Source organism: Streptomyces sp. NPDC058145 (assembly GCF_042884245.1).
In the GTDB taxonomy this organism is placed as follows: Bacteria; Actinomycetota; Actinomycetes; order Streptomycetales; family Streptomycetaceae; genus Streptomyces.
On sequence record NZ_JBHVUH010000014.1, the window covers coordinates 196,749 to 208,620 of the forward strand.

Genomic DNA, 11,872 nt, shown 5'->3' on the forward strand with positions numbered 1-11,872 from the left:
GCTCATGCCGCAGATCACCGTCGACTACTCCCACACCATGGAGGCCGCCTTCGACCGCGCCGGCTTCGCGCGGGAGCTGCACGAGGCGACCGCCGGGATCGCGGCGGCGAAGCTGGAGGCCTGCAAGACGCAGTTCCGGCCGAGCGCCTACACGGTGTTCGGCACCGAGGACCCGGCGGCACAGCGGGACGCCGTCGTGCACGTGACCATCGGGCTCCTCGCCGGCCGCAGCGACGAGACGAAGGCACGGCTCACCGAGGCCGTGCTGGAGCTGCTCCAGAAGTACGTCGGCGAGGCGGGCCTGAGCGTGCACGGGTCCGCCGAGATCCGCGACCTGGACGCGTCATACCGGAAGTTCGACCGGTAAGACCCTAGGAAGCCAGGGCGATGAGCCGGCCGACGAGCTCCGCGAAGGGGCCGTCGGCCGGCTCGTTCTCCACCATCGTGCGCAGCAGCAGCGCCATGTCCGTGTCGTGGGCGGCGCTGACGGCGGCCAGGGCGGCGAAGTCGTGCACGAGCTGGACCTCCAGTTCGGCACGCGGGACGCGCCGGCCGTCCAGCCAGATCAGCGCCGTCGACTCGGCCAGCGAGATCCAGCTGCGGACGACCAGTTCCAGGCGCGGGGGAGCGTCGGTGACGCCCAGGTGCGCGAGCATCTGCTCGTAGGCGGCCTGGCGCACCGAGTCGATGAGCGCGTTGGTGGTGGAGACGTGTTCCCTCGAGCGGACTTCGTCCGCGGGGACCGCCGGGCCACCGCGCATCAGCGCCGAGAAGCCGGGGCCGTGCTCGTCCACGAAGTCGAAGAAGCGGCGCATCACCCGCAGCAGCCGGGCCCCGAGCGGGCCTTCGTGCGGCTCGGCGAAGCGGCTCGCCAGATCCTCGGAGGCGCGCTTCAACGCGGCCTCGTACAGGCTGAGTTTGCCCGGAAAGTAGTGGTAGACCAGCGGGCGCGAGATGCCCGCGGCGGCCGCTATCTCATCGATGGAGACCTCGTCCGGCGAGCGCCTGCTGAACAGGTCCAGGGCGACACCGATCAGCTGCTGCCGCCGCTCCTCCACGCCCATCCTGCGGCGAACCCCGGTAGTCATACGAACACCTTACCGATTGAATTCGGCCGTCGGCGTTCACATGTCGAGCACCAACCGGTCGCTGCTGGCCCGCGACACACAGATCAGCATCGAGTCGGCACGCTCCGCGTCCGTCAGCAGCTCGTCCCGGTGGTCGACCTCGCCCTCCACGACCCGCTGTTGGCAGGTTCCGCAGAAGCCCTGCTCGCAGGAGTAGGCGGTGTCCGGCAGTTCGCTCCGCACGGCGGCCAGCACGGAGGAGCCGGCCGGGACGGTCAACGTCCGCCCGCTGCGCCGCAGCTCCAGCTCGAACCCGGCGTCCCCCGCGGCGGACGCACGGGCGGTGAACCGCTCCAGATGCAGCGTGGCGCCCTCCGGCACCCGCGCCTCCACCGCCGCCATCAGGCCCTCGGGCCCGCAGCAGTACACGGCCGTGCCCTCGGGCAGACCGGCGAACAGCGCGTCCAGGTCCGGGCGCCCGTCCTCGTCCTCGGCGACGAGCGTCAGCCGGTCCCCGGCGAGTTCCCGCACCTGCTCCAGATACGGCATCGAGGCCCGCGTCCGCCCGCCGTAGAGCAGCCGCCACTCGGTCCCGTCCGGCAGGGCGCGCAGCATCGGCAGGATCGGGGTGATGCCGATACCGCCGGCGACGAACACGTACGAGGGCGCGGCGAGGAGCGGGAAACGGTTCCGGGGCCCGCGCACCTCCAGCTCCATCCCCTCGGCGAGCCGCTCGTGCACCTCCCGCGAGCCGCCCCGTCCGTCCGCCACCAGCCGGGTGGCCAGCGTGTACGAGGAGGTGTCCGCCGGGTCGCCGCACAGCGAGTACTGCCGCACCAGCCCCGACGGCAGCACCAGGTCCAGATGCGCGCCCGGCTCCCAGCGCGGCAGGGCAGGGCCCTCAAGACGCAGTTGCACGACCCCCTCGGCGATCGTCTCGAGCCCGGTGAGCAGCGGCCGTGGGGCCCGGACGCGGGGGCGGCCGGAGACCGGCGGGTCCAGGGCGGGCAGGGGCCACAGCGGCGAGGCCCGCACACGGCGGCGCAGCGCCCGCCGGGTCAGCAGGGCGGCGCCCGCGACCAGCGCGACGGTCAGCGGCTTCGGCATCACGACCCGTCCTTCCGCGCGGCCGACGCGGCGGGGGAGGCGGCCAGATAGGCGACGGCCTGGGCCGTCGAGCCGTCCTGCGAGGGATGGTAGGAGCGGCTGAGATAGCGGGGGACGGAACGCAGCATGGCGCCGGTGGTGGGCAGCGTGCCGCGGCGGCCGCTGCGGTGGAACTCCCCGAGGGAGGCCCTGCCGTCCACGAGGGTGGGGTCGTTCTCCATGAAGAAGCGCGCCCCGCGCTGCCAGAGGAACACCAGCGCGCCGAAGGCGGCCGCCCAGGTGCGCACCCGGCGCCGGTAGCCGCCGTCCAGGTGCTGGAAGAGGTCGAAGGCGACGGAGCGGTGCTCGACCTCCTCGGCGCCGTGCCAGCGCAGCAGGTCCAGCATGGTCGGATCGGCGCCCCGCCGGTCCAGCTCACCGGCGTTGAGCACCCAGTCGCCGAGGAAGGCGGTGTAGTGCTCGATGGCCGCGATGAGCGCGACCCGCTCCAGCAGCCACCAACGGCGCGCCCGGCCCGGCGGCAGGGTGCGGTCGCCGAGCAGCTTCTCGAAGAACCAGTCGACCTGCGCGGTGTACGGCGTCGGGTCGAGCCCCTGCTCCTTGAGGTGCGGCAGGACCGCGTCGTGGGCCTGGGAGTGCATGGCTTCCTGCCCGACGAAGCCGATGACGTCCTCGCGGAGCCGGTCGTCCCGGATCAGCGGCAGCACCTGCTTGTACACGTGCACGAACCACCGCTCACCGGCGGGCAGCAGCAGGTGCAGCACGTTGATGGTGTGCGTGGTGAACGGGTCGCCGGGCACCCAGTGCAGCGGTGTGTCCTCCCAGGAGAAGGACACGTCGCGGGCCTTGAGCGGTATCCGCTCGGACTCCACCGGCCGGGCCTGCTTATTGGACATGGCGTCAATGTACTGACGGGTAGACCGCCTGAGAACCCCTTCGCGCCGCCTTGTTGACGCCGGTGTCAACTAGGGCCTGTCCGGAACGGCCCTAGCGCAGCCCGCTGATCGTCCTGCCGTCCTTCAGGGTCCCCTTCAGATCGGCCCGCGTCCCCTGACCGGCCTTGACCGCCAGCAGCGGCCCCTGACCGGCCGCGGTGATCCCGCCGCTCGCCCGGACCCCGGTGACGTCCGGGCCGCCCGCGGCCAGCAGGTACCAGTCCCCGGTCCTCGCCTTCCACAACACCCCGGCCAGCACCTGCGGATCACGGGGACCGCAGGCCGCCACATCGGCGCCCTTGGCGACGACCGCCCCGGCGGTCCGGCCCGGCGTCCGGAACTGGGCCAGCGCGGCCGTACCGCCGCCGCGCCAGGTCTCGGCCCTGGTGCACGCCCACTGGCCCGCACCGCTCCCGTCGGGCAGCGGCTGCTCGGCGAACGCCCAGGCATTGACGCCACGCACCCCCAGCGAGCGCTCCGTGGCCAGCGAGCAGGCGAACGGCGCCCAGGCGCGCAGCCCCTCGACCCCGGCCGCCTCGACGGGGGCGCCCGGACGCCCGGCGGTGAGATGGGCGGGCGCCAGCTCGCCCAGATCGGTGTGGAGCTGATCGCCCGAGGGGCCGGTGAGCTGGAGCACGTTCCAGGAGGTGCAACTGCCGGTCCGCAGGGCGGGGCTGGCCAGCGGGGCGGTGACGCCGTCGGTGACGGGGAGCGGCAGCGGGGCGGCGTCCGGTTTCATCAGGTCCCGCTGGGCGGCCTTGCGCACCCAGGGCGCGGTCAGATAGCGCACGTTGCCGTCGGAGCGGCCCAGGACCAGCGCGCTCGCCTCGGTGCCGGTCGCGCCGTCGACCCGGGCGAAGTCAAGGGCCGCGCCCGCCGTGCCGTCCCTGGGCTCGGCGTAGCGGGTGATGCGCAGGCCGTCGTAGAGGATCACCACGCGCGCGCTGTCCACCTCGCCCGCGTACAGCAGCTGGGGCGGGCCCGCCGGACCGCCGGTCTGGGTGCCCGGGGTCGCCGAGACGCGGACCGTCTCGCCGGGCCGGGCCCACACGGCGAGGGCGCGGCGCAGCAGTGCCCGGTCACCGGTGAGCGTGCCGCGCGCCGGCCACACGGAGAAGTCGGTGCGGGCGGAGGACCGCCAGGCGGCCGGGGCGATCCGGACCAGCTTGCCGGGAACGAGGGCGGCTTCGGCGGCCGGGTTCTCCGCGTAGAGCGGGGCGGCGGCGCCGTCGGGTCCCCAGCCGCCGCCCGGCAGGGTCACCAGCGCCCCGCACACCGCGAGCGCGGCCACCCCGGCGAGCGCCGCCTTGCTGTGCTGGCGGCGGCGCACCAGATCGGTGGGCCTGGCCTGCAGCGAGCAGGGGTCGAATTCCGGGGAGCAGAGCAGGGCGTCCTGCGCGGGCACCCCGTTGGCCTCGGACAGCGCGGCCTCGGGGTGGTCGACCCCGGCGGACGTGAGGATCCCGCGGATGCCGGAGTCCGGCAGCCGCTCCAGGCCGCGCAGCACATAGACGGCCCGGGCCGGGCCGGACAGGACGGACAGCCGCTGGTCCAAGGCGAGTTCGTCGGCCCCGCCGGAGCGCGGGAACAGCCGGAGACCCCACACCCGGGGGAGCAGCGGCGGCAGCTGGGACAGTCGCGGCCGGCCCCTGCGGGTGCGGGCCGCCGCCAGCGCCGTACGCATGACCTCCTGCCGGACGAACGCGTACCCGGGGTCGCCGTTCCGGCCCGCGGACTGGGCCGGGATCACGGACTTCCGCCGGCGGCCCCGGGGCAGGGCGCGCTGGGTGAGGGCGTGTGCCGTCAGTACCCGGCGGCCACGGCCGAGGTCGGGTGGCAGGACCAGGTAGGCGAGCCGGACCAGCCGCGGGTAGTGCTCGACGAGCGCGGCCTCGGCCTGGTCGACGCCGACCTCCGGACCGGCGGCGGTTTTCGTGTGACGCTGGGCTACATCCTGTGACTGCACATCCCGGTGAACGAGCGAGCCGTCGGCAGGTCACCGCGGCGGCCGGCTCACTCCGGGTGGCTCACTCCTCCGGTTCGACCAGCAGGCGCGCGTAGTTGGCCATCGACCGCTGGTAGCGGGGCAGATGCGGGGCGAGGGCGCCGAGCACCAGGGACAGTCCCTCGCGGTCGCGGCCCAGGCTGGACAGGCACAGGGCGAGACAGGCCCGCACCGCGTCGTCCAACTCGTCCGAAGGGGCGTCGAGTTCGGGGGTGAGCAGGGCGACGCCCTCCTCGGCCCGCCCGGTGTTCCGCAGCGAGCTGGAGAGCTGGATCCTCGCCCGGCGGCCCTTGTAGCCGTTGAGGCCCCGCGCCAGCGCCTCCCGGTACAGCGGCACCGCCCGGTCCGAGTGGCCGGTGGAGTCCCAGGCGCAGGCCTGCTCGAACGGGCCCAGCGGGCTGCCCTCCGGCAGCTCGGCGACGAGCTTGTCGATCAGGTCGCGGAACTCCTGCGCGCGCTCCTCCGGATAGTCGTCGAAGGAGGCCCAGGCGGCGGTCACACGGTCTTCCCAGTCTTGGTTCACCGGGTCACCCTCGCACACCTGTGCGCTCACCGTGCCGGATTGAGCGCCCCGCGCCCCGCGGCCGTATCCGTTGGGCGGGGCCCCGTGCCGGGGCTCCACGCGGCATGCTGGGGCCCTGTCCGACCATTCCCGCCTGCCCCGCGACGTCAGACAGGCCCCAGGCCTACCAGGACCGGAGGAACGATGAGGTTGACACGTGCGGTGCTCGGCGCCGCGGCCGTACTGGCGCTGGCGGGCTGCGGGGCGGGCGGGGAGGGCGAGAAGGTGCCGCCCACAGCGACCGGCAGCCTGGAGAGCCTGGCCGCGGAGGTGCGGTGCAAGCCGAACATGCAGACCGACGCCGACGAGATCCGCCAGGCCATCTGCCGCAACGGCGACGGCAAGTTCATCCTCGCCACCTTCGCCACCGACCGCGGCCAGCGCGAGTGGATCAACGACGCCAAGGACTACGGCGGTTACTACCTCGTCGGCCGCAAGTGGGTCGCCGTCGGCGACGACGGTGTCGTCGAGGCGCTGCGCGGCACACTCGGCGGCGATGTGGAGATCGGCACGAACCACCACGCGCACAGCGGCTGAGCCGGCCGCGCGGACACGGCGAAGGCCGGTGGCGGGAGGGACCCGCCACCGGCCTTCCTCGGTCCGCGCGCCTCAGGGGATCACGCGCAGTTCTGACCGCGGTTGACGCAGTTCGCGATCTTGCCGGCCAGTCCACCGGTCGTGACGCTGATGAAGTCGTCGTGGTCGGTGGACGGCTTGTGCAACTGCTCGGGGAAGCCGTCCACCGCGTAGGCGTTCTTCACCTGGCCGTTCTGGACGGTCGGCGGGGTGATGTTGTACACAAGGCGCATCGTCAGCTGCGGAATGGCCTTGAAGCCGTTCTGGCAGTTTCCGTTCGCGTCGGCGAAGGCCACGTGCGTGCGGTGGTTGGCACTGTCGACGTTCTGCCCGTCCCAGCAGCTCTGGAAGGCGAACGTGCGCACCACCTTGCTGCCCTGCGGACAGATCGGGTACTGCGTGGTCAGCTGCACCTTGTTCTCGAAGCCGGTGCAGCTCCAGTGCGCGTTGGCGTTGGCCAGACCGTTGGTGGTGGTCTTGGCGTCACCGGTGATGATCCGCAGGAACTGCGGCATCGCGACGACCTTGCTGGTCGGGCTGCCGACGTACTTGATCTGGGCCTGCGCCGGTACCAGGATCTTGCCGACGTTGCCCTCCTTGCCACCGCCGTCCGCGTTCTGGTCGAAGTCCTGCGAGCCGTCCTGGACGCGGACCACCGGCCAGTAGTACGACGACAGGTCGTTCTTGTTCTGGCAACTCGTGCCGCCCTGCAGGAACGTGTTGTTGCTGGAGAACGCGTTGACCTTCTGGTTGCCGACGTAGTCGTGCAGGTGGTGGGCACCGTTGGTCACGCCGGGTGCCACGATCACGTTGTCGGTGTTGTGGTTCTTGTTCGCGTTCACCCCGCAGCGCGTGGTGAACGTGCCGGTCGACGCGTTGCCGGACTTGCTGGGCTTGGCCTGCACATTCGCCTGGACCTTGGTGATGTCGACGAAGTCGGCCGCGGCGGGGCCGTTGCCGGCCTGCCCGCCGTTGTTCTGCTGCTGGCCGCCCTGCTGCTGGCCGCCTTGCTGCTGGCCGCCTTGCTGCTGGTCGCCCTGCTGCTGGCCGCCTTGCTGCTGGTCGCCCTGCTGTTGACCGCCTTGCTGCTGGTCGCCCTGCTGCTGACCGTCTTGCTGCTGCCCGCCGGTGGTCTGGTTGGCGTTCTGCGCCGTGCAGGTGGCCAGGGTGTCCAGGTCGCCGGGCGCGGTGCCGCCGACGCGGGTGATCTCCAGCCTGATCCGGTCCAGGATCGCCTTCCGGCGGTCCTGGAGCGGCTGCAGGATGGAGTTCTGGACGAAGCTCGTGTCTCTGGTCTGCGCGTCCCGCGTGGTCGCCAGACGCTGGTAGGCGTCGGTGATCTGGCGGTCGAGGTTGGACAGTTCTCCGGCGACCTCGCCCCGGGCCTGGTTCGGCACGTTGGTCAGCTTCTGGCCCACGTCCGGACACGAGATCGTCGCGACCTGCGCCGTCGCGGCCTTGGTCTGGTTGCCTCCCCACGACTGGTGGTTCGACTCGTGCGCCGAGGCGTAGAAGTTCGCCCAGATCAGCCCGCCCCCACCGAGCGCTAGGGCCGCCGATGCGGCTATGGCCTTGGTGGCCAGCGGCGTACGGCGTTTTCGTGTGTTGCGTCCCATGGAACTCCTCTGACTTCCTTGCGGGGCAGCATCGAGGCGCCCGACAGGAGTGAAGCGGCGTCCTTCCATACGGACGCCGCCCCGGAGGTGTTCAGCCGTCTCCCGAATCAGTCGGGGGAACGCCGTGCGTCATGGGCCTCAAATGGCGCATGACCAGCGGTAGTTGAGTTTCGCATCAGCGGCCTCGGTCGAGGTACGCCAGCACCGCCAGTACGCGCCGATTGTCATCGTCCGACACCTCCAGCCCCAGTTTGGTGAAGATGTTGGAGGTGTGTTTGGCGATGGCCCGTTCCGTCACCACCAGCTGCCCGGCGATCGCCGCGTTCGAGCGCCCCTGTGCCATCAGCTCCAGCACCTCCAGCTCGCGCGGGGTGAGACGGCCGAGCGGGCGGTCGTCGGCCGCCCGCCGCGACAGCAGCTGCTGGATCACCTGCGGGTCCATCGCCGTACCGCCGGCGGCCACCCGCCGTACCGCGTCCACGAACTGGTCGGCGTCGAACACCCGGTCCTTCAGCAGATAGCCCACCGCGCCGCTGCCGTCGGCCAGCAGCTCACGCGCGTACAGCTGCTCGACGTGCTGGGACAGGACCAGCACCGGCAGCCCGGGCCGCTCCTGCCGGGCCCGCAGCGCGCACTGCAGGCCCTCGTCGGTGTGCGTGGGCGGCAGCCGTACGTCGACGACGGCGACGTCCGGCTTCAGCTCCGCGAGGGCGCGGTCGAGTTCGGGGCCGGACTCGACGGCCGCCACGATCTCGCAGTCGTAGGCCTCCAGCAGCCGGACCAGTCCGTCGCGCAGCAGGAAGAGGTCTTCGGCTAGGACAACGCGCACGGGAGCTCCATGGTGACCAGGGTGGGACCGCCGACGGGGCTGCTGACGGCCAGGACGCCGTCGAATGTACCCAGCCGCCGCTCCACCCCGGCCAGCCCGGACCCCGCTCCCGTCACCGCACCGCCCCTGCCGTTGTCGGTGACCGTGATCCGCAGCATCCCGTCGGCGTGGTGCAGGTCCACCCAGAGCCGGTCGGCACCGGAGTGCTTGACGGCGTTGGTGAGCACCTCGCTGACCGCGAAGTAGGCGGCGGACTCCACCGGCGCGTCCGGCCGGCCGGGCAGCTCCACGGCCACCTCGCTGGGCAGCGGCAGGCGCAGCGCCAGCGCCCGTACCGCGTCCCCCAGTCCGCGCTCGGCCAGCACCGGCGGATGGATGCCCCGGACCAGGTCGCGCAGTTCCTCCAGGGCCTCCACGGAGTTGCGGCGGGCCTGAGTGAGGAGCCGCTTGGCCTGCGCCGGGTCCTTGTCGAGCAGCATCTCGACGGTCCCGAGGTCCATGCCCATCGCGACCAGCCGGGCCTGGGCGCCGTCGTGCAGGTCCCGTTCGATGCGGCGCAGTTCGGCGGCCGAGGTGTCCACGGCGTCGCGCCGGGTCTCGGTCAGCACCCTTACCCGCTCGGCGAGTGCGCCCCGGTCCGCGCCGAGGACGGCCCGGGTGAGGCGGAAGTGGGCGGTCAGCAGGCGCGGGGCGAGGTGGTAGGCGGCGACCAGCAGGACCGCGGCGGTGGCTGCGGCGCCGAGCGCGGTCGGCTGGTCGGTGACCGGCACGAAGCCGTACCAGTAGGTGCCGCCGTCCGCGAGCACCCGCCACAGCCCCGCGGCGACCGCGAAGCCCTCGAACGGATAGAGGCACAGCACCGCGGGCAGCAGCGCCGTGACGAAGCCCGCCGTCATGTCCACCGGCAGCCACAGCAGGTCCCGCCGCACCTGCCGGTCCCGGAGCATCGTGAAGGTGCGCGTCCAGGGGTTGGCGCCGGCGGGCACGGGCCGGTACGCCGACGGGATCGGCACCCCGCCCCACTCGGCCGCGAGCCTGCGCCGGGTGTCCGCGACGCCCCGCACCCCGCCGAGGATCCAGGGGGTCGTGACGATGCCGATGCCGATCGGTATGAGCGCGATGGAGACGAGGGTCAGCGTGAGACACAGCACCGTGACGGGCAGCATCGCAACGGCCAGTACGAGCCCCCGTACGGCGGCGAGTGCGGCGTCCCGTGCCCGCGCGCGCACCGCGCCGCCCTTCGTGTCGGTAGTCATGCGGCCAGTCTGGCCGACCCTCGCGCGGCGGTCACGCGCCCGAAGCCCCCGGTCAGGGGGTGGTGCCAGGTACACCCCGGGCCGCGGCGAGCACCTCCGCCTCCACCTGCGGATCGACACCCACCGAGGTCCGGTCGGACCGCTGCGGTGCCGTGCCCCCGATGCCGGTCAGCCACCGCCAGGTGTCCGCGACCGTCTCGCCCGCGGGCCGGCACTCCAGTCCCGTGGCCAGGGCCCGGGAGACGTCCGAGCGGTGCACGGCGTCGTACATCTCGCCGTCCGGCGGCACCCACACCGGCAGCCCGGTCCACGGCTCGATCCCGGCGTCCAGGATCAACCTCGGCTCGGTCCAGCGCAGTTCGGCGTCCGCGCCGGTCGCCCGGACGCATGCCTCGAGCAGCTCACCCATGGTGGTCAGACCCGGCGGGCCGACCAGGTCGTACGGGCCGCTCAGCGCCCGCTCCACCGCGCCGAGCACCCAGCCGGCGAGGTCGCGTGCGTCGATGTACTGCACGGCCAGGTCGCGCGGCCCCGGCGCCAGGACCGGGCCGCCGCGGGCGATCCGGTCCAGCCACCAGGGCAGCCGGCCCACGTTCTCGTACGGGCCGAGGATCAGCCCGGCCCGGACCAGCAGCGAATCCCCGGCGCCGAAGGCCTCCACGGCCGCGAGTTCGCCGCCCCGCTTGTCCCGCGGGTAGTCGGTCGCCCCGGCGCCGGCGGCGGCGCCCTCGACCAGCGGGGCGTCCTCGCGGGCGCCCCTGGGCCAGGGCCAGGCGTACACGGACCGGCTGGAGACGTACACGTACCGGCCGGCGCGGCCGCGCAGCAGCCGCGCCGCGTCCCGGACCGCCCGGGGCGCGGCCGACCAGGTGTCGACCACCGCGTCCCAGGTGCCGTCGTCGCCGGCGAGGGCGGCGAGCCCGTCGGGCGCGGTGCGGTCGCCGTGCAGCGACCGCACCCCCGCGGGAGGCGCGTGCCGCCCCCGGTGGAAGACGGTCACCTCCCAGCCGCGTGCGAGCGCGGCCTCCACGACGGTCCTTCCCACGAACTCCGTACCGCCCAGCACCAGAAGTCTCATACCGGTGAGCGTGCCCGGTACCGGCCCGGGGAGGGAAGGGCTGTCTGCCGAGGGCAGACGGCCCGGCTCAGTCCCCGGTCGGCGGGGTGTACTTGTAGCCGACCCGGCGCACCGTCTGGATCGACCGGCGGTGCCGCTCGCCGAGCTTCCGGCGCAGCCGGGCGATGTGGACGTCGACGGTGCGGCCGTCGCCGACGTGGCCGTAACCCCACACCGTGGTCACGAGCCGGTCGCGGGTGTGCACCCGGTTCGGGTGCGCCACGAGGTGGGCCAGCAGCTCGAACTCCAGGTAGGTGAGGTCGAGTTCGCGGCCGTCGACGCTGGCGGTGCGCTGCACGGCGTCGATCCGCACCAGCGGGTCGCCGTCCGTCCCGGCCGCGTCGGCCGGCGCCCCGGGCCCGTCCGGCACCGCGGCCGGCAGGAACGGCGGCCGCTGGTCGGCCGGGACCAGCACCAGATAGCCGACCATCGGCGGCTGTCCGGGGAGGGTGGGCAGGGTGTGCTGCGGCGCGGGCAGCCAGGTGGCGCCCGGCGGCAGGAAGTCCGCGACGTCCACGACCTCGTCCCGGTCGACGGCCCGCAGCCGGTGCCGGGGACCGCTCTGGGAAGGGTCGGGAAGGGGGGCGGTGGAGAGGGAACGAGTGGTCGCCATGAGAGGTCAGCTCTTTCGCGCGAGGAGTCCGTCGGAAGGTGCGGCGGCCGCGATTCGTGGTCGGGCGCGCCGGGAGACGTACGTCGTTCCGCGCTGGCCGAAGGCCGGAGTGTACGGCTTTAGAGGGCCCGCGCGTTCGCCGCGCGGCAACACACCCGGTCGAAGTCGTGGTGCTGACGGGAGGGCCAG

The 11,872-nt window shown here is 73.2% G+C and carries 12 protein-coding genes; 2 read left to right on the top strand and 10 right to left on the bottom strand.

Annotation, left to right across the window (positions count from 1 at the left end):
* The first annotated feature begins 4 nt into the window (after positions 1 to 4).
* The gene (locus ACFVVO_RS29840; protein WP_390058998.1) at positions 5 to 367 is read left to right on the top strand and encodes a 5-carboxymethyl-2-hydroxymuconate Delta-isomerase; all 363 of its coding nucleotides are present in this window, start codon (positions 5 to 7) and stop codon (positions 365 to 367) included.
* 4 nt (positions 368 to 371) lie between these two features.
* On the opposite strand, the gene ACFVVO_RS29845 is transcribed toward ACFVVO_RS29840, so the two are convergent.
* From ACFVVO_RS29845 to ACFVVO_RS29865, 5 genes are all read right to left on the bottom strand, one after another.
* On the bottom strand, positions 372 to 1,088 hold the full coding sequence (locus tag ACFVVO_RS29845; RefSeq protein WP_390058999.1) for a TetR/AcrR family transcriptional regulator: 717 nt from the start codon (positions 1,086 to 1,088) through the stop codon (positions 372 to 374).
* A 36-nt stretch (positions 1,089 to 1,124) separates the two neighbouring features.
* The gene (locus ACFVVO_RS29850) at positions 1,125 to 2,174 is read right to left on the bottom strand and encodes a PDR/VanB family oxidoreductase (RefSeq protein ID WP_390059000.1); all 1,050 of its coding nucleotides are present in this window, start codon (positions 2,172 to 2,174) and stop codon (positions 1,125 to 1,127) included.
* Entirely contained in the window at positions 2,174 to 3,070 is an 897-nt protein-coding gene (locus ACFVVO_RS29855) for a metal-dependent hydrolase (protein ID WP_390059001.1), read from the bottom strand. Before ACFVVO_RS29855 ends, ACFVVO_RS29850 begins: the two co-directional genes overlap by 1 nt.
* A gap of 91 nt (positions 3,071 to 3,161) precedes the next feature.
* Positions 3,162 to 5,075 carry a hypothetical protein gene (locus ACFVVO_RS29860; RefSeq protein WP_390059002.1) on the bottom strand — a complete coding sequence of 638 codons (1,914 nt, stop codon included), beginning with the start codon at positions 5,073 to 5,075 and terminating at the stop codon, positions 3,162 to 3,164.
* Between the two features lie 61 nt (positions 5,076 to 5,136).
* Complete coding sequence (locus ACFVVO_RS29865) at positions 5,137 to 5,655, bottom strand: tetratricopeptide repeat protein (protein WP_390059107.1); 519 nt, start codon at positions 5,653 to 5,655, stop codon at positions 5,137 to 5,139.
* A 165-nt stretch (positions 5,656 to 5,820) separates the two neighbouring features.
* Here ACFVVO_RS29865 and ACFVVO_RS29870 point away from each other — a divergent pair, with 165 nt between their 5' ends.
* On the top strand, positions 5,821 to 6,213 hold the full coding sequence (locus ACFVVO_RS29870; RefSeq protein WP_390059004.1) for a hypothetical protein: 393 nt from the start codon (positions 5,821 to 5,823) through the stop codon (positions 6,211 to 6,213).
* 80 nt (positions 6,214 to 6,293) lie between these two features.
* Here ACFVVO_RS29870 and ACFVVO_RS29875 read toward each other — a convergent pair whose 3' ends face one another.
* The 5 genes from ACFVVO_RS29875 to ACFVVO_RS29895 all read right to left on the bottom strand — a co-directional run bounded on the left by ACFVVO_RS29875 (position 6,294) and on the right by ACFVVO_RS29895 (position 11,683).
* Positions 6,294 to 7,868 carry a DUF1996 domain-containing protein gene (locus tag ACFVVO_RS29875; RefSeq protein ID WP_390059005.1) on the bottom strand — a complete coding sequence of 525 codons (1,575 nt, stop codon included), beginning with the start codon at positions 7,866 to 7,868 and terminating at the stop codon, positions 6,294 to 6,296.
* 175 nt (positions 7,869 to 8,043) lie between these two features.
* Positions 8,044 to 8,697: a response regulator gene (locus ACFVVO_RS29880; RefSeq protein WP_390059006.1), complete on the bottom strand. Its 654-nt coding sequence runs from the start codon at positions 8,695 to 8,697 to the stop codon at positions 8,044 to 8,046.
* Positions 8,682 to 9,953, bottom strand: coding sequence for a sensor histidine kinase (locus ACFVVO_RS29885; protein WP_390059007.1), 1,272 nt, complete (start codon positions 9,951 to 9,953; stop codon positions 8,682 to 8,684). Before ACFVVO_RS29885 ends, ACFVVO_RS29880 begins: the two co-directional genes overlap by 16 nt.
* A gap of 52 nt (positions 9,954 to 10,005) precedes the next feature.
* Entirely contained in the window at positions 10,006 to 11,031 is a 1,026-nt protein-coding gene (locus ACFVVO_RS29890) for an NAD-dependent epimerase/dehydratase family protein (protein WP_390059009.1), read from the bottom strand.
* Between the two features lie 67 nt (positions 11,032 to 11,098).
* Entirely contained in the window at positions 11,099 to 11,683 is a 585-nt protein-coding gene (locus ACFVVO_RS29895) for a winged helix-turn-helix domain-containing protein (protein ID WP_390059011.1), read from the bottom strand.
* Between the last annotated feature and the right edge of the window lie 189 nt (positions 11,684 to 11,872).